The sequence below is a fragment of the Xanthomonas sp. JAI131 genome, from assembly GCF_013410075.1.
GTDB lineage: Bacteria > Pseudomonadota > Gammaproteobacteria > Xanthomonadales > Xanthomonadaceae > Xanthomonas_A > Xanthomonas_A bonasiae.
In genome coordinates this window covers 15748-39831 of sequence record NZ_JACCCN010000006.1, presented here as the reverse complement: position 1 = coordinate 39831, position 24084 = coordinate 15748, and the positions used below count along the sequence as shown (strand labels likewise).

22 protein-coding genes and 1 tRNA gene are annotated in these 24084 nt (G+C 70.5%); 13 read left to right on the top strand and 10 right to left on the bottom strand.

What is annotated here, in order from left to right; all coding sequences use genetic code 11:
- Positions 1-88: 88 nt before the first annotated feature.
- The 4 genes from bioH to bioB form a co-directional block, all read right to left on the bottom strand.
- Positions 89-850, bottom strand: coding sequence for a pimeloyl-ACP methyl ester esterase BioH (bioH, locus tag HDC36_RS21565; RefSeq protein ID WP_179570923.1), 762 nt, complete (start codon positions 848-850; stop codon positions 89-91).
- Positions 851-897: 47 nt separating this feature from the next.
- A complete protein-coding gene (locus tag HDC36_RS21560) occupies positions 898-1251 on the bottom strand; it encodes a hypothetical protein (RefSeq protein ID WP_179570922.1) in 354 nt (117 codons plus the stop codon).
- A gap of 24 nt (positions 1252-1275) precedes the next feature.
- The gene (gene bioF, locus HDC36_RS21555; RefSeq protein WP_179570921.1) at positions 1276-2481 is read right to left on the bottom strand and encodes an 8-amino-7-oxononanoate synthase; all 1206 of its coding nucleotides are present in this window, start codon (positions 2479-2481) and stop codon (positions 1276-1278) included.
- 120 nt (positions 2482-2601) lie between these two features.
- On the bottom strand, positions 2602-3657 hold the full coding sequence (gene bioB, locus HDC36_RS21550; RefSeq protein ID WP_179570920.1) for a biotin synthase BioB: 1056 nt from the start codon (positions 3655-3657) through the stop codon (positions 2602-2604).
- A gap of 49 nt (positions 3658-3706) precedes the next feature.
- Here bioB and HDC36_RS21545 point away from each other — a divergent pair, with 49 nt between their 5' ends.
- Positions 3707-4432 carry a ComF family protein gene (locus HDC36_RS21545; RefSeq protein WP_179570919.1) on the top strand — a complete coding sequence of 242 codons (726 nt, stop codon included), beginning with the start codon at positions 3707-3709 and terminating at the stop codon, positions 4430-4432.
- 371 nt (positions 4433-4803) lie between these two features.
- Positions 4804-5307 (top strand): preprotein translocase subunit SecD, encoded by a 504-nt coding sequence (locus HDC36_RS21540; protein ID WP_179570918.1) that lies wholly within the window; start codon positions 4804-4806, stop codon positions 5305-5307.
- Positions 5308-5768: 461 nt separating this feature from the next.
- Here HDC36_RS21540 and ubiA read toward each other — a convergent pair whose 3' ends face one another.
- Positions 5769-6671 (bottom strand): 4-hydroxybenzoate octaprenyltransferase, encoded by a 903-nt coding sequence (gene ubiA, locus HDC36_RS21535; RefSeq protein WP_179570917.1) that lies wholly within the window; start codon positions 6669-6671, stop codon positions 5769-5771.
- A 266-nt stretch (positions 6672-6937) separates the two neighbouring features.
- On the opposite strand from ubiA, the gene HDC36_RS21530 reads away from it, so the two are divergent.
- Both HDC36_RS21530 and HDC36_RS21525 read left to right on the top strand, forming a co-directional pair.
- Positions 6938-7014 (top strand) — tRNA-Arg (locus HDC36_RS21530).
- Positions 7015-7540: 526 nt separating this feature from the next.
- Positions 7541-8371: an alpha/beta hydrolase gene (locus HDC36_RS21525; protein WP_179570916.1), complete on the top strand. Its 831-nt coding sequence runs from the start codon at positions 7541-7543 to the stop codon at positions 8369-8371.
- Positions 8372-8655: 284 nt separating this feature from the next.
- Here HDC36_RS21525 and HDC36_RS21520 read toward each other — a convergent pair whose 3' ends face one another.
- Positions 8656-10215 carry a YifB family Mg chelatase-like AAA ATPase gene (locus HDC36_RS21520; protein WP_179570915.1) on the bottom strand — a complete coding sequence of 520 codons (1560 nt, stop codon included), beginning with the start codon at positions 10213-10215 and terminating at the stop codon, positions 8656-8658.
- A 13-nt stretch (positions 10216-10228) separates the two neighbouring features.
- Complete coding sequence (locus HDC36_RS21515) at positions 10229-10498, bottom strand: accessory factor UbiK family protein (protein ID WP_009595755.1); 270 nt, start codon at positions 10496-10498, stop codon at positions 10229-10231.
- A 176-nt stretch (positions 10499-10674) separates the two neighbouring features.
- On the opposite strand from HDC36_RS21515, the gene HDC36_RS21510 reads away from it, so the two are divergent.
- Entirely contained in the window at positions 10675-11013 is a 339-nt protein-coding gene (locus tag HDC36_RS21510) for a P-II family nitrogen regulator (RefSeq protein WP_003480503.1), read from the top strand.
- A gap of 1072 nt (positions 11014-12085) precedes the next feature.
- The gene (locus tag HDC36_RS21505; protein WP_179571199.1) at positions 12086-14065 is read left to right on the top strand and encodes a beta-N-acetylglucosaminidase domain-containing protein; all 1980 of its coding nucleotides are present in this window, start codon (positions 12086-12088) and stop codon (positions 14063-14065) included.
- A 307-nt stretch (positions 14066-14372) separates the two neighbouring features.
- Here the strand turns inward: HDC36_RS21505 and speE are convergent, their stop codons facing one another.
- On the bottom strand, positions 14373-15224 hold the full coding sequence (speE, locus tag HDC36_RS21500) for a polyamine aminopropyltransferase (protein ID WP_179570914.1): 852 nt from the start codon (positions 15222-15224) through the stop codon (positions 14373-14375).
- Positions 15225-15530: 306 nt separating this feature from the next.
- Here speE and speA point away from each other — a divergent pair, with 306 nt between their 5' ends.
- From speA to HDC36_RS21485, 3 genes are all read left to right on the top strand, one after another.
- Positions 15531-17420, top strand: coding sequence for an arginine decarboxylase (gene speA, locus HDC36_RS21495; protein WP_179570913.1), 1890 nt, complete (start codon positions 15531-15533; stop codon positions 17418-17420).
- 236 nt (positions 17421-17656) lie between these two features.
- Positions 17657-18769: an acyltransferase gene (locus tag HDC36_RS21490; RefSeq protein WP_179570912.1), complete on the top strand. Its 1113-nt coding sequence runs from the start codon at positions 17657-17659 to the stop codon at positions 18767-18769.
- A 120-nt stretch (positions 18770-18889) separates the two neighbouring features.
- Positions 18890-19534 carry a hypothetical protein gene (locus HDC36_RS21485; protein ID WP_179570911.1) on the top strand — a complete coding sequence of 215 codons (645 nt, stop codon included), beginning with the start codon at positions 18890-18892 and terminating at the stop codon, positions 19532-19534.
- A gap of 336 nt (positions 19535-19870) precedes the next feature.
- Here the strand turns inward: HDC36_RS21485 and HDC36_RS21480 are convergent, their stop codons facing one another.
- Positions 19871-20779 (bottom strand): LysR substrate-binding domain-containing protein, encoded by a 909-nt coding sequence (locus HDC36_RS21480; RefSeq protein ID WP_179570910.1) that lies wholly within the window; start codon positions 20777-20779, stop codon positions 19871-19873.
- A gap of 105 nt (positions 20780-20884) precedes the next feature.
- Here HDC36_RS21480 and HDC36_RS21475 point away from each other — a divergent pair, with 105 nt between their 5' ends.
- The 4 genes from HDC36_RS21475 (at position 20885) to HDC36_RS21460 (ending at position 23022) form a co-directional block, all read left to right on the top strand.
- Positions 20885-21208, top strand: coding sequence for a carboxymuconolactone decarboxylase family protein (locus tag HDC36_RS21475; protein ID WP_179570909.1), 324 nt, complete (start codon positions 20885-20887; stop codon positions 21206-21208).
- Between the two features lie 21 nt (positions 21209-21229).
- A complete protein-coding gene (locus HDC36_RS21470) occupies positions 21230-21628 on the top strand; it encodes a tautomerase family protein (protein WP_179570908.1) in 399 nt (132 codons plus the stop codon).
- A complete protein-coding gene (locus HDC36_RS21465) occupies positions 21625-22194 on the top strand; it encodes a DUF4865 family protein (protein WP_179570907.1) in 570 nt (189 codons plus the stop codon). Before HDC36_RS21470 ends, HDC36_RS21465 begins: the two co-directional genes overlap by 4 nt.
- Positions 22195-22266: 72 nt before the next feature.
- Positions 22267-23022, top strand: a complete 756-nt coding sequence (locus HDC36_RS21460; protein ID WP_179570906.1) for an SDR family NAD(P)-dependent oxidoreductase — start codon at positions 22267-22269, stop codon at positions 23020-23022.
- Positions 23023-23238: 216 nt separating this feature from the next.
- Here the strand turns inward: HDC36_RS21460 and HDC36_RS21455 are convergent, their stop codons facing one another.
- Complete coding sequence (locus HDC36_RS21455; RefSeq protein WP_179570905.1) at positions 23239-24072, bottom strand: SPOR domain-containing protein; 834 nt, start codon at positions 24070-24072, stop codon at positions 23239-23241.
- Between the last annotated feature and the right edge of the window lie 12 nt (positions 24073-24084).

The following is a 24084-nucleotide window of genomic DNA, read 5'->3' as shown; positions in this document are numbered from 1 at the left end:
TGCGCTTCGGATGGCGCAGTCATCATGCGAGGGTGTGCCAGGTGGCTGCCGCATCGTTCGCCAGCGGCCAGTGCCGGGGGCGTAGTCCTTACGGCAAGGCGGCAAGGAACTCGCTCAGCGCCATGGCGACGTCGTCGGCATGGCCGAGGAACGGAGCGTGGCCGCCGCCGGCGATGTGCAACGTCCGCGCATGCTGCGTCAGCGCTGCGGCGTCGTCCATGCCGGCGGGCGAAACCAGCCGGTCGCGCTGGCCGCTGATCCACAGGCTGGGCACGCGCAGGCCCGGCAATGCACGGCGCAGGTCGCTGCGCTCGAGCAGCGCCAGCCCATCCTGCAGCGCCTGCGCATCGGGTTCGCCGCGCGCGCTCAGGGTCTCGCGCAGCGTGCGCAATTCGGTGCGCGCATGCGCCGAACCCAGCGTGTCCAGCGCCAGGAAGCGGTCCAGCGTGCCGCGGTAATCCTCGGCCAGGTCGCGGCCGAACTGCGCGAACACCTGCGGTTCCACCGCATGCGGCCAGTCGCCGCCGCGCACGAACCGCGGCGTCGCCGCGAGCATCGCCAGGCCGCGCACCTGCGGCTGGGTCGCCGCGGCATGCAGCGCGAACAGCCCGCCCAGCGACCAGCCCAGCCACGCCGCCGGCGGCGTGGCCGCGGCGATCGCGCTGACCACGTGCGGCAGCGCCAGCGGCGTGTCGTCGCCGCGGCTGTGGCCATGTCCGGGCAGGTCCACCAGGTGCATGCGGAACTGCGCCGACAGGCGCTCGACCAAGGGCGCGAAGATGCCGCCGTGCAGCGCCCAGCCGTGGATCAGGACCAGATCGGGGCCGTGCCCCAGGGTTTCGATGTGCATCGTCGATCGTGTGCCGAATGGGAAAAGAGAATCGGGGAACGCCGCGCTCAGCGTCGCGCGCGCAACGCCAGCAGCCGCGGCAACAGCAAGCGCCATTGTTCGCGCGGGTAGGCGCGGGTGCGCCAGGCCGGCCAGCGCTGCACGCCTTCGCCGCGCTGGATCGCCACGCTCAGCCAGGCGGCGTCGAAGCCTTGCCAGACCCCGGCCACGCTCAACAGGTTCGGCGCCAGGCGTGGATGCACGTCGTGCAGCAGCATGCGCCGCAGCGTCTGCGGCGTGTACGGCGAGGCCGCGAGCACGGCGGCGATGTGCGCATGCCGCGTGGCGACATCGTCGTCCAGGTACAGCTCGGACAGCGCGGCCCAGACCTCGCGGCGCGCCGAGAGGTCGCCGTCGCTCACCGCGGGCCGCTCACATCGGCCCGCTCATGCCGGCAGGCCGACCGGGTGCACGGCCAGGCGGTCGCGCGCCAGCGCCAGCGCGTCCAGCAGCGCCTGCACCTGCGCCGGCGTGTGCAACGCCGACAGCGTGACCCGCAGCCGCGACTTGCCTTCGGGCACGGTCGGCGGGCGGATCGCGGAGACCAGGAAGCCGGCCTGTTCCAGCGCCGCCGACAGCGCCAGCGCGCTGGCCTCGTCGCCGCACAGCAGCGGCTGGATCGGCGTGTCCGAGGCCATCAGTTCCAGGCCATGCCGGCGCGCGCCGCCGCGGAACGCGGCGATGGTCTCGGCCAGGCGCTCGCGCCGCCACTGGTCGCGCCGCGCCAGTTTCACCGCGGCCAGCGAGGCGGCGGCCTGCGCCGGCGGCAGCGCGGTGGTGTACAGGTAGGGGCGCGCAGTTTCGGCCAGATGCCGGATCAGTGCCTCGTTGCCGACCACCAGCGCGCCGTAGCCGCCCAGCGCCTTGCCCAGGGTTACCAGCTGCAGCGGCACATCGTCCACGCCCAGCCCGGCCTCGGCCACGCAGCCGCGGCCATGCGGGCCGACCACGCCGACGCCGTGCGCGTCGTCCACGTACATCAGCGCCTGCTGCATGCGCGCTACCAGGGTCAGCGAGCGCAGCGGGGCGATGTCGCCATCCATGCTGAACACGCCATCGGTGGCCAGCATCGCCGCGCCGTCGGCGGCGTGCTTGAGCTGGCGCATCGCGCCTTCGGTATCCAGGTGCGGATAGCGGCGCAGGCGGCAACCGGCCAGGCGGGTGGCGTCGAGCAGGCTGGCGTGGTTGAGCCGATCCTGCACGCACACGTCTTCTTCTTCGCTCAGCAGCGCCTGCTGCACCGCCAGGTTGGCGAGGAAGCCGCTGCCGAACAGCAGCGCGCGCGGATAGCCGAGCCAGTCGGCGACCTCGCGTTCCAGGCTCTCGTGCAGCGCGTGGTGGCCGCAGACCAGGTGCGAGGCGGTGGCGCCGACGCCCTCGCGCGCGGCCGCGTCCTGCAGCGCGGCGAGCACTTCGAACTGCTGCGCCAGGCCCAGGTAGTCGTTGCTGCAGAAGCCGGTCAGCCAGCGCCCGTCCAGTTCCAGGCGCACGCCGTCGCGGCGGCCCACGCTGCGGCGCACGCGGATGCGGCCCTGCGCCTCGCGCAGCTTGCGCAAGAACTGGATGCGGTCGTGCAGATCGGGACGGGCCATGGGCGGCGGGGCCTGGGATCGGTTGGCTAGCGTAGCGCGTCCCCGGCCGGGCCGGGCGCCGCCGGCGATGGACGGCCGGATCGGCGGATGGACGCGCGCGCGCCGGCGCGCGCGCTGGCGTCAGACCAGCGCCGCGGCGATCGCCGGCCTGTCCGCTGTCGGCGCCGGTGCGGTGATGTCCGCATGCACGGTGCCGGGGTGGTCGTGCGCATCGGCGTCCACGTGCACCTGCATCGGCTTCAGCCCCAGCCGCGAGAACAGCGCCTGGTCGCGCGCGGTGTCCGGGTTGCCGGTGGTCAGCAGTTTTTCGCCGTAGAAGATCGAGTTGGCGCCGGCGCAGAAGCACAGCGCCTGCAGTTCGTCGCTCATGCTCTCGCGGCCGGCCGACAGCCGCACCATCGCCTGCGGCATCGCGATGCGGGCCACCGCGATGGTGCGCACGAACTCGAACGGATCCAGTTCGACCGTGCCGTGCAGCGGGGTGCCGGCGACCTGCACCAGGCGGTTGATCGGCACCGAGTCCGGATGCACCGGCAGGTTGGCCAGCGCCTGCAGCAGGCCGGCGCGCTGCTCGCGCGATTCGCCCATGCCGACGATGCCGCCGCAGCAGGTCTTCATGCCGGCGTCGCGCACGTGGGCGAGCGTGTCCAGGCGGTCCTGGTACTGGCGGGTGTGGATGATCGTGTCGTAGAAGTCCGGCGCGGTGTCCAGATTGTGGTTGTAGTAGTCCAGCCCGGCCGACTTCAGCGCCTGCGCCTGGCGCCCGTCGAGCATGCCCAGGGTGGCGCAGGTCTCCAGGCCCAGCGCCTTCACTTCGCGGATCATCGCCGCGACCTTGGGGATGTCGCGGTCCTTCGGCGAGCGCCACGCCGCGCCCATGCAGAACCGCGAGGCGCCGGCGGCCTTGGCCTGGCGCGCCTTCTCCAGCACCGCCTCGGTGCTCATCAGCTTCTGCGCGTCCACCCCGGTGTCGTAGCGCTGCGCCTGCGGGCAGTACGCGCAATCCTCCGGGCAACCGCCGGTCTTCACCGACAGCAGCGTGGAGACCTGCACCTGCGCCGGATCGAAGTGTTCGCGATGCACTGCGGCGGCGCGGTGCAGCAGCTCCGGGAACGGCAGATCGAACAGGGCGAGCAGTTCCTGGCGTTGCCAGTCGTGTCGGACGACAGCGGACATGGGGGTTTCCTGACGGTAAGCGGCTGGGAAAGCGGGCAGTCTGGTGAGCATGGATATCCCTGTCAACTTCAATGAATCGAGCCGGGTTGACGGCTGCTGGCGGCGGCTGCAGCGCTGGGTGCTGCCGGAGCGCTGCCTGGTCTGTACCGAACCCGGCGCCGCCGGCCTGGACCTGTGCCCGGCCTGCCGCGACGCACTGCCCTGGAATGCCAGCGCCTGCCAGGCGTGTGCGCTGCCGTTGCCCGCGCTGGATGCGGGCCAACTGTGCGGCGCCTGCCAACGCAAACCGCCGCCGCTGGCCCTGGTCGCCAGCGCCTGCGTCTACGCCGCGCCGGTGGATGGGCTGTTGCGTCGCTTCAAGTTCCACCAGGACCTGGCCGCCGGGCGCCTGCTGGCGGCGTTGCTGCAGGCGCGCTGCGCCGGCTTGCCGCGCCCGCAGGCGGTGCTGCCGGTGCCGCTGCATTCCGCGCGGCTGCGCCAGCGCGGCTACGACCAGGCGCTGGAACTGGCACGGCCGCTGGCGCGCGCGCTGGGCCTGCCGCTGTGCGCCGGCCTGCAGCGCGTGCGCGCGACGGCGCCGCAGTCGGAACTCGACGCGCAGGCGCGGCGCCGCAACCTGCGCCATGCGTTTGCGGTGCGGGCGCCGCTGCCACCGCACGTGGCGCTGATCGACGACGTGATGACCACTGGCGCCACTCTGCATGCCGCGGCACGGGCGCTGCGCCGCGCCGGCGTGGCCCGGGTCGATGCGTGGGTGGTGGCGCGGGTGCCGTGAGTGCGTTGGTGGCTTGCGTGCCGCCGCGGCGATTGGCCCCGCGACGGCAAAGGCGTGGCAGGTCATGTGGGTATGCGTGTCTGCTGCGGGCCGTGGTCGCGTGATCTGTCATGCACGCAGGGAGCGGTTGCTGCTGTGGTTGCCTGTGGACCACGCAACGGCAGCGAGGGCGTGCCTGATGGGGGGCGAGCGTTACGCTTCGTCGTGCGGTGCAGAAACCACGACCCGACGCAATCGGCCGCTGGCGGACGGGTTCCGCAGCGCGATGCATGGCACGTTCTTCTGCGTGACGCGGCTGGGGCAGCGGTCTGCGACAGGCCGCAACGGCCGGTTCTTCTATGATGTCGCCAAACGAACTGCGGGAGATGGCGATGCGTTGGAGAACTCTGGGACTGTCGTTGGCGTTGTGCGTGTTCGGCATGAGCGGATGCAGCTACGCCCCGTCGCCCGATGGCGCCGGCGCTAGTGCGGACGCGAGTGCGGTGAAGGCGAAGATCGAATGGCGCCTGGCCAGCAATGCGCCCAGCGCCGGCTATACCGAGGCCGCGTACCAGGGACGGCCGGTGTATCTGGCGCCGCAGCCGTTGTTGGCCGTCGATGGCGCCGCGACGGTGGCGCGCGTGGACGGCGACGATGGCAAGCCGGCACTCGATCTGCGTTTCTCGGGGCACGACGATCGCCTGACCCGGGCCACGGAGCAGAACATCGGCAAGCCGATCGCACTGCTGGCCGACGGCCAGGTGCTCACCGTGGCGACGGTGATGGCGCCGCTCCCCGGCGACAGGCTGCGCATCAGCGGTCTGCAGGATGCGCAGGAACAGCAGCGGGCGTTCGCGCTGCTGACGCATGCGCCGACGGCGGACGGGAAGCCGTAGCGCTGGCTGGCGCGATCGGGATGGGCCGCCATGTTCGCCATGGCGGGCTTGCACCGCATCGCGCGCCTGTTCGAGCCGCGCGCCGCTGTGTTGTGCAGGCAGCGTAGCGCGATGTCGCTGCTTCGAAGCGGAGCGCGCCAACGCTCTTTCCCCCGATTGCGCCTTCGGGCCAGGTCGGGGCGGGGACATGCCGATCCAGCAGGTGGGAGGCGGATTTCGCCGATCATGCGTGTCGTGATCGAAGTCGTTCCCGGCACCGGCCGTGGAAACGGCGTCGCGGCTGACGCCGCTCCTGCAGGAGTCGATCGACGGTTTTGTGGGAGGGACTTCAGTTCCGACGCTTTATTCCCGGCAACGACGGGACGAAGTGCCCTGCGGTATTGCCGTCAGCGGCCGGGAGCGCCGCCTGGCTCCTCACGACATCGTCGGGGCAGCCGCCACTGCGCGGCGACTCGCCGCGGTTACCCCGCGCGCAGCGCCAACGCCGCGACGATGCCGACGAAGACCGCCAGGCCGACCCAGTTGTTGTGCATGAAGGCACGGAAGCAGGGCGCGCGTTCGCGGGTTCGCGCGATGCGGAATTCGTAGGCGACCAGCAACGCGGCCACGCCCAAGCCCACCCAGTACCAGATCCCCAGCGCGCCGCGGGTGCCGACGAAGCCCAGCGCGACGAACATCAGCGCGTACAGGATGCCCTGCGCGACCAGGTCCAGGTCGCCGAACAGGATCGCAGTGGACTTGGAGCCGGCGCGCAGGTCGTCCTCGCGGTCCACCATCGCGTACCAGGTGTCGTAGGCGGTGGCCCACAGGATGTTGGCCGCGTACAGCAGCCAGCCCAGCGCCGGCACCTCGCCGCGGATCGCCGCGAACGCCATCGGGATGCCCCAGCCGAAGGCCATGCCCAGATAGACCTGCGGCAGGTAGGTGTAGCGCTTCAGATAGGGATAGCTGGCGGCCAGGAACAGCCCGACCACGCTCAGGCCGATGGTCAGCGCGTTCATCGTCAGCACCAGCGCGAAGGCGACGAGCATCAGCAGCGCGAACACCGCCAGCGCCTCGCGGCCGCTGACCGCGCCGGTGGCCAGCGGCCGGCTGCGGGTGCGCTCGACCTGCGGGTCCAGCCAGCGGTCGGCGTAGTCGTTGATGACGCAGCCGGCCGAGCGGGTCAGCCAGACCCCGGCGGTGAACACGAACAGCGTCCACAACGGCGGCACCCCGTCGGCGGCCAGCCACAGCGCCCACCAGGTCGGCCACAGCAGCAGCAGCGCGCCGATCGGACGGTCGCCGCGCAGCAGTTTCCAGTACTGGCCCAGGCGCGCGCGCGGCGGCAGCGCGGCGGGCGTTTCGTAGCGTTCGTAACCCATCGCGCAAGGGTAGCAGCCGGGCCCGGCCGGCGGCAGCACGCTCGCGCGGTGGCCGCTGCGACGGCGACGGCCTGCGCACCCGCTTCGGGCTGCAGACCCAGGCGCAGGAACTGGCTGTACGCACGCGATGTGCCGTCGCCGAACGCCGGCTCTCGCGGAAGCCGCGCCGCGCGGCGGCGGATACGGCGACCGCCGGGCCGGCCGTGGCGGCAATCGGGCATGGGGGAGACGCGGCGCGCGGTTTGCCGTTAGAATGCGCGTCCGTTGCGCCCGTAGCTCAGCCGGATAGAGTAGTGGCTTCCGAAGCCATTGGTCGGGGGTTCGAATCCCTCCGGGCGCACCACATCATCCCCAGCCTGCATGGCCTCTTCGACCGCGAATCCTGCCGGTGGTGGACACCGCCTTCGGCGCTGCGGCGATCGACGGCCTGCGGCGTATGACGCCGCTGCGCGTACTAGTACGGTTCGGGATGCCGCGCTGGCACCCTCTGCGTCGAAAGGCCGGCGCGTACTGCGTGTCTCTCCGCGCACACCGCATCATCGTCCATCGCGCATGGAATTCCTTCCGCCGCTGGCCTGCATCGCCTTCGGCATTGCGGCGACCGGCGGTCTTGGGCACGTGACGCCGCCGCTCCCCGGGATGCCGCGCTGGATTTCGCTGGGCTGCATCGCCAGCGCGTGCGGCGCACACAACACGACGTCCTCCGTCGCGCCGGCGCCGACGCTGAGACGCTCGCGGCCGCGGTTTCCACGTTCGCGGCGGCCCAGGGCGGGCCATCTCTTTCGCATCCTCTCCGGTGCCCGTGTCAGCGAGGCCGCCATGAATGTCGTGGGGCGGGCTCCGTTGCGGCCCCTTGCCGGAGGCTACCGGTGATCGGTCCGCGCACCCCGCTAGGCAAGCCTGCGGTCCACTTGCTGGGCGACGACGATGCGCTGGCCTACCTGCGACTCGGCGACGGCGCCCCGGTGGTACTGGTGCATGGTGCGCTGTGCGACTACCGCTATTGGGCGCCGCAACTGCGCGGCCTGTCCGAGGGCTTCGAGGTCGCCGCACTGAGCCTGGGCCAGTATTTCCCGCAGTTGCCATCGTCGCTGCGGCATCGCTTCGGCTGGCGTTGGCATGCGCAGCAGGTTGCCGGGTTCCTCGCCAGCTACGGACAACCGGTGCATCTGGTCGGTCACTCGCGCGGCGCCGCGGTAGCCTGGCAGGTCGCGCTGCAGCGGCCGGCCGCGATCGCCAGCCTGAGCCTGTTCGATCCGGGCGGGCCGCAGCCGCAGGGCCTGCCGGAGGAGGTGGTGGCGATCCGCGCGCGGGCGATCGCCTTGCTGCGCGACGGGCAGGTCGAGGCCGGCCTGGAATGTTTCGTCGATTCGGTCAGCCAGCCCGGCGCCTGGGCGCGCAGCAGCGCGACGTTCCGGCAGATGGTGCGCGACAACGCGCAGACCTTGGTGCCGCAGATCGGCGATGCGCTGCCGGCCTACGACCGCGAGCAGGCCGCGGCCCTGGCGCTGCCGGTGCTGCTGGTCAGCGGCGAACTGAGTCCGGCGCAGTACCGCGACAACGCGTCCGCGCTGGCCGAGTGGTTGCCCGAGGCGCGCCACCACGTCCTCGCCGGCGCTTCGCACGGGATGACCTTCACCCATGCGCGGCGCTGCAATGCCTTGCTGGCCGAGTTCGTGACATCGGTACCAGTAGGTTGAAGCCACGCAGGCATCCGCGGTGACAGGACCGTCGCCCGTCGCGCGGGAGTGAGCGGAAGGGGCGCTGGCCGGCATTGCCGCGATGTGCGGCCAGCAACGTGGTCAGCGGCAGGCGGCGGGATGGCGCTATCGCACAACTGCGGCGCTTTATGTCCAGCGTGTCCTGCTGCGTCGTCGCCGCATCCGCTTGCGTTATGCGCGTTGCGGTATGCGAGGCCGCTACGCGGCTCCGTGCGATGGGCGCATGCAGACCAGGCGGCTGCTGCGCCGGCGCGCTCGGCGCGCTATCGCGCCGCGTGCCGCGCTTCGCCTGCGCGCGCAAACGAACCCGGCTGCGGCGAAGCGGGCTCGCCGCGATCCAGTTGCCGGTAGCCGATCGCCTCGGTCAGATGCGCGGTGGCGATCGCGTCGCTGCCATCTAGGTCGGCGATGGTGCGCGCCACGCGCAGGATGCGGTGCAAGGAGCGCGCCGACAGGCGCAGGCGGTCGATGGCGTGTTCCAGCAGCGCTTCGTCGCGCGGCTGCAGGCGGCAGTCGCGCAAGGTCTCGCCGTGGCCGAGCTGGCCGTTGGGGCAGCCGGCGCGTGCCAGCTGGCGTTGCCGCGCCTGCTCCACCCGCTCGCGCACGGCCGCGCTGCTCTCGCCGGGAGCGGCATCGGCGCGCAGCGCCTGCGGCGGCAGCCGCGGTACATCCACATGCAGGTCGATGCGGTCCAGCAAGGGGCCGGAGATGCGCGCGCGGTAGCGGCGGATGCTGTCGTCGCTGCAGCGACAACGGCCGCTGGCGTCGCCGGCCCAGCCGCAGGGGCAGGGATTCATCGCTGCGACCAGCTGGAAGCGGGCGGGAAATTCGGCGCTGCGTGCGGCGCGCGAGATGGTGACCGTGCCCGATTCCAGCGGCTCGCGCAGCACTTCCAGCGCGTGCCGGTTCCATTCGGGCAATTCGTCGAGGAACAGCACGCCGCGATGCGCCAGCGAGATCTCGCCCGGGCGCGGATGGGTGCCGCCGCCGACCAGCGACACCGCGCTGGCGGTGTGATGCGGTGCGCGGTAGGGCCGCTGCCGCCAGCGCGCCGGGTCCAGACCGCGGCCGCTGACCGAGGCGATCGCCGCCGCTTCCAGCGCCTCGGCCTCGCTGGCCTCGGGCAGAATCCCGGGCAGGCGCGAGGCCAGCAGGGTCTTGCCGCAGCCCGGGCTGCCGATCAGCAGCAGGTGGTGGTGGCCGGCGGCGGCGATCTCCAGCGCGCGCCGCGCCTGCGCCTGCCCGCGCACGTCGCTCAGGTCGGGAAACGGCGTGGCCGCGGCCGGCAGGGCTTCGGCGGCGGGCAAGGTCTTGGTGCCGTTCAACAGCGCGCAGACCTCGAGCAGGGTGCGCGCGGTGAACGCCTGCACGTGCTGCGCCAGCGCCGCTTCGGGACCGTTGCCCGCCGGTACGATCAGTGTGCGTCCGGCCTGCGCGGCGGCCAGTGCCGCCGGCAGCACGCCGTCCACCGGGCGCAGTTCGCCGGTCAGGGCCAGTTCGCCGAGGAATTCGTAGTGGCCCAGCGCCTGCGGGTCGAGTTGCCCGGCGGCGGCGAGGATGCCCAGCGCGATCGGCAGGTCGAAGCGGCCGCCTTCCTTGGGCAGGTCGGCCGGGGCCAGGTTGACGGTGATGCGCCGCGCCGGGAACTCGTATTGCGCACACAGGATGGCGGCGCGTACGCGATCGCGCGATTCGCGTACCGCGGCCTCGGGCAGGCCGACGATCTGCGTCGCCGGCAGGCCGCCGGACAGATGGACCTCGACCCGAACCGGAGGCGCAAGCACCCCCGCGCGGGCACGGCTGTGCACCAGCGCCAGGCTCATGGTGGCGGGTGGGTCAGGCTTGCGCGGACGGCGCGTCGCCGCTGCGCGCGGCTTCCAGCGCGGCGACGCTGCGTTCCAGCGCTTCCAGCTTCTCGCGGGTGCGCAGCAGGACCGCGCGCTGCACGTCGAATTCCTCGCGGGTGACCAGGTCGAGCTTGCCCAGCCCGGCCTGCAGCGCGCTCTTGAAGGTGCTCTGCAGTTCGTCGCGGGATTCGCGCAGGCCTGGCGGTACCAGGTCGCTGAGGCGGCGGGCGAGGTCGTCGAGGTGATTGAGGTCGATCATGGCGATGCTCCGGCAGGGAGCGCCAGACTGCGGCACCCTGCGGTTCGGGGCCATCGGTATCGGGCGCGGCGCGCTGTCGGAAAATTCCGGCGATGGGGCGCGTGAGCATTTGAACCCGGCGGCCGGGCATCGCGCAACCGCGCTATCCTGACGCCATTGTGATTGGAGAAAGCCGCATGAAGATGATCATGGCCGTCATCAAGCCGTTCAAGCTCGACGACGTGCGCGAAGCGCTCGCCGCGCAGGGCGTGGCCGGCATCACCGTCACCGAGGTCAAGGGCTTCGGCCGGCAGAAGGGCCACACCGAGCTGTACCGCGGCGCCGAGTACGTGGTCGATTTCCTGCCCAAGGTGAAGCTGGAAGTGGCGGTCACCGAGGACCAGGTCGAACGCGTGCTCGAGGCGATCGTCAAGGCGGCCGGCACCGGCAAGATCGGCGACGGCAAGGTGTTCGTGTACGACCTGGGCACGGTGGTGCGGATCCGCACCGGCGAACTGGATGCGGACGCGCTGTAGGGTCTCGGTACGCGCTGCGCTCCTGGCGACAGGGCTGCATCGCGAGAATTCAACGGTGAGGTGCGCGGCAGCGCGGTCGTGCATCGTAGATCGCGGCGCGTCTAGCCGCAGCTTCGACGTCGCACCGCGCCGCCCGGCACTTCGCCGATCTCCATTGGCAAAGCATCTCGGTCTAGCTTGGCCCACGCTGTTCTCTGCGCCGCGATGGAGCTGCTCTCACTTCGCAACATTCGTCCGGTGCAGGGCCGCTGCGCCAGCGCGCAATGCCGATGGGTGCCTTGCCGCGGCCGCACTGGCTTCGCTGATCGAATACTCCTCGGCCTTGTCGCGCTCCACGCCGTTGAACGAACGGAGCCCGGAATTGCCCGGCTTCGGCGAATCTCTGGGCTGAACCCCTCCTGCAGTGCACCAGGCGGGCATCCGAAGCTCCCTGTGGGAGCGACTTCAGTCGCGACGAGCGAAGCGGTGGATTTCCGGCTGCGGATGCAGTCGGGACTGGAGTCCCTCCCGCAGTGCACCCAGCTGCTTGCCGCAAGGTCGTTGTAGGAGCGGCTTGAGCCGCGACGAACGCAGCTCGGAGCTGCGCCGGTTTCGGCGAATCTCGGGGCTGAAGCCCCTCCTGCAGTGCACCAGGCAAGCATCCTAAGCTCCTTGTGGGAGCGACTTCAGTCGCGACGAGCGAAGCGGTGGATTTTCCGGCTGCGGATGCAGTCGGGACTGAAGCTCCTCCCACAGTGCACCCAGCCGCTTGCCGCAAGGTCGTTGTAGGAGCGGCTTGAGCCGCGGCGAACGCAGCTCGGCACTGCACCGGCTTCGGCGATTGTCAGAGCTGAAGCTCTTCTCGGTCTCCAACAGGGCAGTGATAGCTCAGGGCGATCTGCTCGCGTTGCCGCGCATACCATTTAAATACCGAATTGGGCGCAAACCTGCGCCGCCGTTTGGCCTGACGCGAGCCAAGCCGGAATTCGACAATCCACAGCGCGCGAATCCCCGCCGCGGCCGCGCAGCTTGTCGCGGCGTAGCGACTTGCCTACTCTGTGTCGTAATACCATTCCAATACCGGAGATCCGGAATGACGCGACGCGCTACACGGGCGGGCCTGAGTCTGCTCTCGATGACGGTGGCGCTGGGTCTCGCGCTGGCGGTCCCGGCCGCGGCGCAACCGGTCACGCGGCCGGCGCTGTTTCCGAGCCCGGTGTCGATCCGGCTGGAGGCAGGTACTGTCGCGCTCGGCCGGAAGGTCGTGCTGGTCGCCGCGCCGGGCGCGGACCCCGCATCGGTCGCACTGGTCCGTCGCAGCCTGGTCTCCGCGGGGGTCGAGCACATCGCCACCGCGTCGCGCCTGCCGGCCACGCTCGAACAACCGTACATCGTCGTCGGAACCGGCGAGGCGGCGGTCGTCCGCGAGGCGCTGGCGCGCAGCAAGGCCGTGCAGGAAACGCACAAGGAGGGCTACACCCTCGCCAGCATCGCCACCGGCCAGGGCAGCCTGATCACGCTCGCCGGCCACGACGCCGACGGCCTGTTCCATGCCGCGCAGACCTTGCGTCAGCTTGCCGAACGCCCGGTCATCCCGACCCTGGTCATCCAGGATTATCCCGCGATGGCCATCCGCGGCACGATCGAGGGGTTCTACGGGGCGCCATGGTCGATGGCCGATCGCGCCAAGCACATCGATTTCCTCGCCCGCGCCAAGGCGAACACCTACATCTACAGCCCGAAGGACGACCCCTATGCGCGCGACCGCTGGCGCGAGGCCTATCCGGCGGCCACGCTGAAGGCGCTGGGCGGCTTGGCGGCGACGGCCAGGCGCAACCATGTCGATTTCGTCTACGCGATCTCGCCGGGGCCGTCGGTCTGCTTCTCCGATCCGGCCGATGCCAAGGCGCTGCTGCGCAAGTTCGACGCGTTTCGCGCGCTGGGCGTGCGCAGCTTCTATGTCGCGCTCGACGATATCGAATACACCAAGTGGAATTGCGAGCGCGACAAGGCCACCTTCGGTCCGTCGGGTGCGGAAGCGGCGGGCGTCGCGCAGTCGTACCTGCTCAACCTGGTGCAGGCGGATCTGGTCGCCCGGCACGCTGCGGCGTCGGAACTGATCATGGTCCCGACCGAGTACTACGACGCCAAGGAAAGCCCGTACAAGGCCGCATTGCGCCAGCATCTGGATCCGAAGATCGTCGTGCAATGGACCGGCACCGACGTCGTGCCGCCGGCCATTTCCATCCCCGATGCGCGCGCGGCGACCAAGGCGTTCGGGCGCAGGACGCTGCTGTGGGACAACTACCCGGTCAACGATTACGAAACCTCGGCCGGCCGCTTGTTGCTGGCGCCGTACACGCGGCGCGAAGCCGGCCTGTCCGCGGAGTTGGCCGGCATCGTCGCGAATCCGATGAACCAGGAGGCGCCGAGCCGTGTCGCGGTGATGGGGCTGACCGCGTTCGCATGGAACGACAAGGATTACGACGCCGAGCGGACCTGGCATGCGGCGGCGCGCGAACTGGCGGCGGGCGATGCGCGGGTGACTGCGGCGCTGCTCACCTTCTTCGATACCCAGCACCTGGCGCCGACCTTCGGCAGCCAGCCGTGGCAGGAGCAGGCGCCGCGGCTGAAGGCCGGGCTCGACCGGGTTCGCGAAGCGCTTGCCGGTGGCGACGCCGACGCGCGCGGCCAGGCGCTCGCCGAGCTCGCGCGCAGCGCGGACGAGATCGCGGCGGCGCCGGGCATCATCCGCGCAGGCGTGGCCGATCCTGGATTCGCCGAACAGTCACGCCCCTGGCTGGATGCGATGCAGGTCTGGGGGCGTGCGCTACAGGCGACGGCAGCCGGTCTGCAGGCCGCCAACCGAGGCGACGCCGCGGCGTCAGGCTCGTTCGCCGATGCGACCCGGCTCGCCGCCGAGGCCGCGGCGATCCAGTCGATCCCCGGCGCGACGCGTTTCGGCGGGCCGGTCAAGATCGCCGATGGCGTGCTCGATCGCTTCGTGGCGGACGCCCCGACGCTGATCGCGCTGGGCGCACCGGCTGGATCGGCTCCGACGGCTGCGCGTTGAAGGTTCGGCGGGCGGTGGCGGGGGGCGCTTCTCCGGCCGCCGCTTGAACCTTGCACCGGTGCCGCGCGGTACATCGTCCGCGATCGGCAAAATTTCCGGAGGCCCGCCAGCCGCTGCAGTGCAACGGGGGACGGAACGAAAACGCGCCAGTCGACGTGATGTCGACCAAGGCCGCTGCGCCTAGGAGGCTCTGCGCTCGTGATGTCTTGCGGGACGTGCATGCGGGTGACGCGCCGGCGCATGCACGCTCAGTCCGCGTTCGCCCGGGCGCCGCGAACACGCAGGCGCCCGGTTCCACCTGGGCCGATTACTGGCCCAGCGCCTCGGCCACGAACGGCGGCAGCACCTGGGTGCCGGTGTGCAGGTGCGCGCTGTAGTAGCGGGTGGCGAACGGCTTGGCCGCCGCGTCGGCCTGGCGGAAGTCGAAGCCGCCCTGCTTGCGCGCCAGGGTCACGCTCCACCAGCCGGTCGGGTAGCACGGCTGCGGGAACGGCACGGTGTGGAAGCTGGCGAAGCCGGCCTTGCCCATCTCCGCGCGCATTTCCTTGATCAGGTCCAGCAGCGCCAGCGGCGATTCGGACTGCTGCACCAGGATGCCGTCGTCCTTCAGCGCCTTGAAGCAGCTGGCGTAGAACGCCTTGTTGAACAGGCCTTCGGCCGGACCGACCGGATCGGTCGAATCGACGATGACGATGTCCACGCTGCCGGCCGGGCAGTTGGCCATGTAGGCAATGCCGTCGTCGAACAGCAGCTCGGCGCGCGGATCGGCGTTGGATTCGCACAGCTCCGGGAAGTACTTCTCGGCCATGCGCGTGACCTGCTCGTCGATGTCGCACTGGGTGGCGCTTTCCACGCCCGGGTGCTTGAGCACTTCGCGCAGGGTGCCGCAGTCGCCGCCGCCGATGATCACCACGCGCTTGGGCGCGGCGTGGGTGAACAGCGCCGGGTGGCTGATCATCTCGTGGTAGAAGAAGTTGTCGCGCGTGGTCAGCATCACCGCGCCGTCGATCACCATCAGCTTGCCCCAGTCGGTGGTGTCGTAGATCTCGATCTTCTGGAACGGCGACTGCACCTCGTCCAGCTTGCCGGTGATGCGATAGCCGATGGCCGAGCCGGTGGGCTGGAAGTGTTCGATGTACCAGTTGTCGTTGGCGGTCATGCAGAAGATTCCTAGGAAAGCAAGAAAGAAGACGGACGCATCCTTCTCCCACCGGGAGAAGGTGGCGCGACGCGCCGGATGAGGGTGGGGCGCAGCCTCACGCAGCTAGACCGCGCGACGCCAGACACCACCCTTCGCCGGATGAGGGCAGGGCGCGGCCTCGTGCACCCGAACCGCGCGGCACGCGAACCCTCACCAGACCCGGCTCCGCCGGGGACAGGGGCGTCAGGTCGGCGCGGATTGTAACGGAGCCCACGCGTAGCAGGCGTTACAATCCACGCCCCTTTTCCCCGCCGAGCCGCCACGATGAGCGATTGGTCCCTCGACCAAGCCCGCAAGACCTATTCGATCCCGCATTGGGCCGATGGGTATTTCGACGTGGATGCGGCCGGCCGGGTGGTGGTGCGCCCGCAGGGCGCAGACGGCGTGGCGATCGCGCTGCCCGAGGTGGTGGACGCCGCGCGCGCGGCCGGCGCCAAGCTGCCGATGCTGGTGCGCTTCCCGGACATCCTGGGCGAGCGCCTGGGCAAGCTGCAGACGGCCTTCGCCCAGGCCCAGGCCGACTGGGACTACGCCGGCGGCTACACCGCGGTGTACCCGATCAAGGTCAACCAGCACCGCGGCGTGGCCGGCACCCTGGCCAGCCACCACGGCGAGGGCTTCGGCCTGGAAGCGGGCAGCAAGCCGGAACTGATGGCGGTGCTGGCGCTGTCGCGGCCGGGCGGGCTGATCGTCTGCAACGGCTACAAGGACCGCGAGTACATCCGCCTGGCGCTGATCGGGCGCAAGCTCGGCTTGCAGACCTTCATCGTCATCGAGAAGCCGTCGGAGCTGAAGCTGGTGCTGGAGGAAGCGCGCGCGCTGGACGTCAAGCCGGGCCTGGGCGTGCGCATGCGCCTGGCCTCGCTGGGCGCGGGCAAGTGGCAGAACAGCGGCGGCGACAAGGCCAAGTTCGGGCTGTCGCCGCGGCAGGTGCTGGACCTGTGGAAGGCGCTGCGCGACACCGAGTACGCCGAGTCGCTGAACCTGCTGCACTTCCACATGGGCTCGCAGATCTCCAACGTGCGCGACATCGCCAACGGCATGCGCGAGGCCACGCGCTATTTCGTCGAGCTGTCCAAGCTGGGCGCCAGGATCAGCCACGTCGACGTCGGCGGCGGCCTGGGCATCGACTACGAAGGCACCCGTTCGCGCAGCTACTGCTCGATCAACTACGGCCTGCATTCCTACGCCAGCAACATCGTGCAGCCGCTGGCCAACGCCTGCGAGGAACACGGCCTGGCGCCGCCGCGGATCGTCACCGAGTGCGGCCGCGCGATGACCGCGCACCACGCGGTGCTGATCGCCAACGTCTCGGAAGTGGAGCAGGCGCCGGAAGGGCGCGTGCCCGACGCGCACGCCGACGAACCGGCGGCGATCCGCCACCTGCGCGAGATCCACGACGAACTGGACGTGCGCCCGGCGGTGGAGCTGTTCCAGGAAGCGCAGCATTTCCATGCCGAAGGCCTGTCCAGCTACGCGCTGGGCCAGATCGACCTGCCGCAGCGCGCGCGCATCGACGACCTGTTCTACGCCATCGCGCACGGCGTGCGCGCGCGCCTGAGCCATGAGGAAAAGAGCCACCGCCCGGTGCTGGACGAGCTCAACGAGCGGCTGGTGGACAAGTACTTCGTCAACTTCAGCGTGTTCGAATCGATCCCCGACGTGTGGGCGATCGACCAGGTATTCCCGATCGTGCCGATCGAGCGGCTGAACGAAGCGCCGGCGCGGCGCGGGGTGATCTGCGACATGACCTGCGACTCCGACGGCATGGTCAAGACCTACGTCGAGAACGAGAGCCTGGACAGCTCGCTGCCGCTGCACGAGCTGCGCCCGGGCGAGAGCTACCGGCTCGGCTTCTTCCTGGTCGGCGCCTACCAGGAGATCCTCGGCGACATCCACAACCTGTTCGGCGACACCGACGCGATCGAGGTCAGCGCCGATGGCGACGGCTATCGCATCGCCCAGCAGCGCCGCGGCGACACCACCGACGTGATGCTGGATTACGTGGGCTATGCACTGGCCGACCTGCGCGCGGCCTACGCCGAGCGCGTGGCCGCCGCGCAACTGCCGGCCGAGCAGGCGCAGGCCTTGTCGGCGGCGCTGGAAGCGGGGCTGACCGGCTACACCTATCTGTCGGACGAACCGCTGGGCTGAGTGCCGGCATGCGCTCCTTCGCCAGCAGGCGAGGAGCGCGCTCCGCGGCTGCGTGTCGCCGCGTTGTCGAACGCGCGCAGGAACGTACCGAGCGCGACCGTCGCTGCAGCGCATCCCGCGCAGACGCGACGCGCCTTGTCGTCATCGCGGCACCGCTCGCATTCGCCGCTGCGGATGGACGAGCGCTGGCACCGGCCCATAAGCTGAGCGCCCCTGCCATCCCCCCCCCCGACGCGATGCGCTACCCCGGACTGGACTTGCTGCGCGCGCTGGCGATCGTGTGGGTGATGCTGTTCCACTCGTTCGTGGTCGGCGGCCTGGGGCCGGACTGGGCCTGGCTGTCGCGCTATGGCTGGATGGGCGTGGACCTGTTCTTCGTGCTCAGCGGCTTCCTGATCGGCGGCCAGGTGCTGGCGCCGCTGGCACGCGGCGAACCGCTGCGTTATGGCGATTTCTACCTGCGTCGCGCGTTCCGCATCCTGCCGGCCTTCGCCGTGGTGCTGGCGCTGTACCTGGCCTGGCCCGGTTTCCGCGAAGCGCCGGGCATCGCGCCGTGGTGGATGTTCGCCAGCTTCACCTTGAACCTGGGCATCGACTACGCCAACCAGCAGGCGTTCTCGCATGCCTGGTCGCTGTGCGTGGAGGAGCATTTCTACCTGGTGTTCCCGCTGTTGGCGGCGCTGTCGCTGCGGCGGCCGTCGGCGCCGCGTTTCGTCGCGGTGTGCGCCGCGGTGGTGCTGGCCGGCATCGCGTTGCGCACGGCCGCCTGGCTGCACGACAGCGCGCTCGAGCGCATCGGCGACGGGCTGCAACGCAACTGGTTCATCGAGGACATCTACTACCCGACCTGGAACCGGCTCGACGGCTTGCTGGGCGGGGTGGTGCTGGCCGCGATCAAGGTGTTCCGGCCGCAGCGCTGGCAGTGGCTGCAGGCGCGGGCCAACGCACTGCTGCTGGCCGGGTTGGCGGTGTGCGCGCTGGCGATGTGGCTGTTCCGCGAACGTACCGGTCTGCTCGGCAACGCGATCGGCTGGCCGGTGTTGTCGCTGGGGTTGGCGCTGCTGGCGATCGCCGGTGCCTCCACGCGCAGCTGGATCGGCCGGCGCGCATTGCCTGGGGCGGGGTGGCTGGCAGCGGTCTCCTACAGCCTGTACCTGTCGCACAAGGCCGTGTTCCATCTCACCCAGCACTGGTTCGGCGCCGCGCTCGACGGGCGCGGGCTGCTCGCCTTCGCGAGCTACGCGGCGATGGCGCTGCTGGCCGCCGCGCTGCTGCACTACGCCGTGGAGCGGCCGTTCCTGCGCCTGCGCGATCGCCGTATCCGGCGTCGCACCGCGGCCGGCGCCTGAGCGACCCTCCGCGCACGGCCCCGGCGCAGGCATGGGCGTCTTTGGAGGCAGAGCGAATCATGCTATTTTCCGCCGTTTCATGGAATGAAGAGGGGTGCTATGCGAACGAGGGCTTGCGGATTGATCGTTGCGGCGTGCTGCGGCTTGGCCGCCGGTCAGAGTGGCGCGCAGGTGCGTACATCGCCCACCGTCGACACGAAGCCGAAGGTGCGCGAAACCTCGCCCAGTGTCCCCTTCGACAAGCCGTCGGCCGAAGCCGCGCTGGCCAAGGGACGAGCGACCATCACCGGCGTGGCCTGCGCCTACCACGACAGCCGAATTTTCCTTGCCGATAACCGCAAGGTGATGCTGTTCCCGGCAACCCCGTACTTCTCGGAGTGGGTCGCCATGCGCAAGAAGTCGGACCGGAGCAAGGAAGCGGTGCTGATGTCCAACGAGGCCTTCAACATGCGCGTGGAGACCGAGACAGACGCCAAGGGCGCGTTCCAGTTCACCGAGATGCAGCCGGGTCGCTACTACCTGGTGCTGCCCTTCCAGTTCGATCAGGCCAAGTCGCGCGATGTCTACGCGGGCAGCAGCTACGCCGGTTCGACCGAAGTGGACCACTACGAGCGTCAGGACTATACGGTCGCGCGCGACGACGAACTGTTCAAGGAAGTGGAAGTCAAGACCGATGGCAGCACGGTCAAGACGGCGATTACCGGCGGCGCCGGTATGCTCAGTGGCGGTGGTGGGCTGCTCAGCAAGATGCTGCCATGCAAGTGACGCGCACTCAGGCGCCGGGCTCGCCCACGATCGGCATGCGCCGCGCGCATGCGGTCCGGCGGGATGTCCTCCCAGGTACGGCCGCGACCGCCGGCGACGTTCGCTGAAGGCATGCTGCCGCGCCGACTCCGGCGCGGCGCCGGCTGTCCGCGTTCGCCCATCTGTGCGGTGATGGCGCTGCTGGCCGCCGCGCTATGCGGTGGAGCGGCCATTCATGCGCCTGCGCGGGCTGCTGGGGCGCAAGCTCGGGGAAGTACCGGCGGGGCTGCATGGGCCACCCCTGCCGACGCGCATCGGCGCAGCGAGCCGGTCGTGCGCGGTCTGCACGCGGCCGCCTCACCCGGGATCGGCGTACGCCACGCGCGCCTCGTGCAGGCGCTGCTGCAGGATCTCCGCCAGGCGCGTCACTGCCGGTGCCGGCTCTGCGTCGGCACGATGCAGGTTCAAGCCCAGCGCCGGCAGCGTCGGCAGGCCGCCGGCCCCAGGCGGCAGCAGCGCCAGCGACTCGGGCAGGCCGGCCGGCGTGCGCAAGGTCAGGCCCAGGCCGGCGCGCACCGCCGCCCAGACGCCGCCCAGGCTGGCGCTGGTGAAGGCGATGCGCCACGGGATGCCGGCGCGGTCCAGCGCCGTGGTCGCCGCGGTGCGCAGCAGGCAGGGCGCCTCCAGCATCACCAGCGGCAATGGCATCTCGCTGTGCCAGCCGCTCGGGTCCGGAAGCGGCGCCTGGGCCGCGGCGATCCAGCGCATCGGCCAGGCCGCCTGCGGCGCGCGATGCGCCGTCGCGGTGCCTGCGTCCCAGACCAGCGCCAGGTCCAACTGGCCCGCGTCGACCCGGGCCAGCAGTTCCTGATGGCGCGCGATGCGCGCTTCGATACGCACCTTGGGATGGGCGCGGGCGAAGCGTCCCAGCACGTCGGGCAACATGTGCTCGCCGAAATCCTCCTGCAGTCCAAGCCGTACCCAGCCCTGCAGGACCGACCCGTGCAGCGCACCGGTGGCTTCGTCGTTGAGGTCCAGCAGGCGCCTTGCGTAGGCCAGCAACACCTCGCCAGCGTCGGTCAGCGCCAGTCCGCGGCCGCTGCGGCGCAGCAGCGTGTGGCCGGCCTGCGCTTCGAGCTTCTTCAGCTGCGCGCTGATCGCGGACGTGGAGCGCCCGTGCCGATCTGCCGCCTTGGCGAAGCTGCCCAGTTCGACGCCGGCGACGAAGCTGCGCAGCGCATCGAGATCGAAGGTGACGCGGCGCATGCTGTCGATCCTGTTTTATCGAAGATTTGATGCTGAATTTCCCGATTTTCAGGAACATCTTCGGTGGCTAGGCTATGCGCAGTCAATCTCCAGCGCGAGACGCCAATGTCCGATACATGCCAGCCTTCTGCATCCTTGTTCGGCGACATCGCGCCGAAATTCGCGCAACTGACCGATGACGTGCTGTTCGCCGACCTGTGGCAGCGCTCCGCGCTGTCGCCGCGCGAGCGCAGCCTGGTCACGGTGGCGGCGCTGGTGGCCCTGTACCGGCCGCAGCAACTGCCGTTCCACCTGAGCCGCGCGCTGGACAACGGCCTGGGCCGCGACGAACTGGCCGAAGCGATCACCCATCTGGCGTTCTACGCCGGTTGGCCGTGCGCCGCCTCGGCGCTGCCGCTGCTGCGCGCCGCGACCGCGTCGGCCGCCTGATTCCCAAGCAGGAGACATCCCATGCCCTACGCCCGTATCTCGCTGCATCGCGGCGCCACGCCCGACCATCTGCGCGCCTTGTCCGCCAGCGTCTACCAGGCCATGCACGAGGCCTTCGAGGTGCCGGCCGGCGATTGCTTCCAGGTCATCCACCAGCACGATCCAGGGGAACTGGTGTTCGACCGCCACTATCTCGGCGGACCGCGCTCGGATGGCTTCGTGCTGATCGCGATCACCGCCGGGCGGCCACGCAGCGAGGCCCGCAAGCGCGCGTTCTACCGGCGCCTGGTGGAGCTGCTGGCGATCGCGCCGGGCATCGCGCCGGAAGACGTGATGGTGAACATCGTCACCACCGAGGCGCAGGACTGGTCCTTCGGCGGCGGCCGCGCCGGGATCGTGGCCGCGGAGGCCGGCGCATGATCGCCATGCAGTACTGCATCGCGTTGCCGGCCGACTACGACATGGCCATCATCCAGCGCCGCATCGCCGACAAGGGGCCGTTGCTGGACGGCCTGCCGGGATTGGTGTTCAAGGCCTATCTCAGCGCCGACCGCGCCGATCGCGCGCTGTCCAGCCGCAGCAACCTGTATGCGCCGTTCTATCTGTGGCGCGATGCCGAGGCGATGCGCGATTTCCTCGCCGGCGCCGCGTTCCGCGCGCTGACCGCGTCGTTCGGGCGGCCCGCGGTGCAACTGTGGACGGTGTGCGCTGCACATCTGCACGCAGACCTGCGCGGCGCCCGCTACGCCCGGCGCGAGATCGTCGCGATCCCCGATGCCGACGCGCTCGACACGCTGGGCCAACGCGAGGCCGAGCGGGCGAGGGACGATCTTGCCGCAGGCGCGCTCGCCGCGGTGAGCGCCTACGAGCCGCATGGCTGGAACCTGCTGCGCCTGCGGCTTTGGCGCGATCTGCCGCCGTCCGCGCCGGACGTCGGTCAAGCCTATGCCGTCGGCCACGTGTCCATGCCGGCAAGCGGCGGTTGAGGCAACAGCACCCCGGCTTTGCCTGTTTGCTTTTACCATTCCGATTCCCCACTCCCCATTTCCGGCCTCTCAATGACCCAGACTGCCCTGATTACCGGTGCCACCTCCGGTTTCGGCGCCGCCGCCGTGCGCCGCTTCGTCAACGCCGGCTGGCGCGTGATCGCCACCGGGCGCCGCGCCGAGCGGTTGCAGCCGCTGCTGGCCGAGTTCGGTGCCGAGCGCGTGCACGTGGCCGCGTTCGACATCCGCGACGAAGCCGCGCTCGATGCGATGCTGGCGGAGCTGCCGGACGCGTTCCGCGGCATCGACCTGCTGGTCAACAACGCAGGCCTGGCGCAGGGCACCGCCCCGGCGCAGGCCGCGTCGCTGGACGACTGGCGCACGATGATCGACACCAACATCACCGCGCTGGTGACCCTGACCCATCGCCTGCTGCCCACGCTGATCCAGCGCCGTGGCGCGATCGTCAACATCAGTTCGGTCGCCGCGCTGTATCCGTATCCGGGCGGCAATGCCTACGGCGGCACCAAGGCCTTCGTCAGCCAGTTCTCGCTGGGCCTGCGTTCGGACCTGCACGGCACCGGCGTGCGCGTGACCGCGATCGAGCCGGGCATGGCCGAGACCGAGTTCACCCTGGTCCGCACCCACGGCGACCAGGGCGCGTCGGACAAGCTGTACCACGGCGCGCAGCCGATGACCGCCGAGGACATCGCCGAGCAGATCTTCTGGGTCGCCACGCTGCCGCCGCACCTGAACATCAATCGGCTGGAGATCATGCCGGTGACGCAATCCTTCGCCGGGTTCCAGGTGGCTAGGGGCCGGGAGTAGGGAGTAGGGAGTGGGGAATCGGGAATAGGAAAAGCGAAAGCGAAAGCAGGCGTCGACGTGCTCCGCCTGCCCTGGGTCACGGTGGCCAGGCGGCCATCAGTCGCGCTTGCGCGACTGGCGAGGCAATGAAGCGGCTGGCCTACGCAGGCCAGTCGCAAGGAATGCAGGAGAAGCCGCTTCTCCCCATTCCAGTTTCCCCATTCCCGACTCCCAGCCTCACTGCGCCTTGATCGCGATCGCCGGCAGCCCGCTGCCGGTGAGCTTCTGCTTGGCCGCGGCCAGTTCGCTGGCCGTGCCATACGGCCCCATGCGCACGCGGTACACGGTCTTGCCGCTGATCTGCGCCGATTCCACGCGCGCCGACAGGCCCAGCATCGCCAGCTTGGCCTTGGTCGATTCGGCATCGCCGGAGGCGCCGAACGAGCCGGCCTGCAGGATGTAGCGGGCGTTGTCCGGCGCGGCGGCGGCAGCGGCGGGCACGGTCGATGCCGCGGCTGGCTTGGTCGCCGTGGCCACCGTATTGGCGGGTGCGCCCGCTGCTGCCGTTTCGGGTAGCGGGGTCGGGTTGGACGCTGCCGCCGTCGTTGCCGGCGCGGTGGCGGCCGCAGTTGCCGCAGTTGCGGTGGTCGGCGTGGCGGCGGCAGCCGGCTGCGGCGCGCGCGCCTGGCGCGCGGCCTCGGCGCGTGCGCTGGCGGCCAGTTCGGCGTCGGACATCTGCACTTCCTTGCCGGGCAGCAAGGTGTAGAAGTCGTACTGGGTCTGTGCGTCCTTCTTGGCGTCGGGCTTGGTGCTGCCGGCCGCTGTCGCCGCCGGCTTGGGCAGTTCCGGCGCCGCGTCCACGTCGGCATCGGCCACCGGCGCCGGCTGCGCATCCGGATTGGCGCGTGGACCGCCCACGCGCAGGAAGCCGTCGCCGTCCTTCTTGAACAGGCCAGGTGCCGCCAGGAATACCACTGCCGCGATCGCCACGCCGGCGATCAGCCATACCCATCCGGGCGTGCCGTTGCCGCTGTTGCGTCGCGCCTGGGTCTTACCGCGTCGTGCTGCCATCTACCGCTTCTC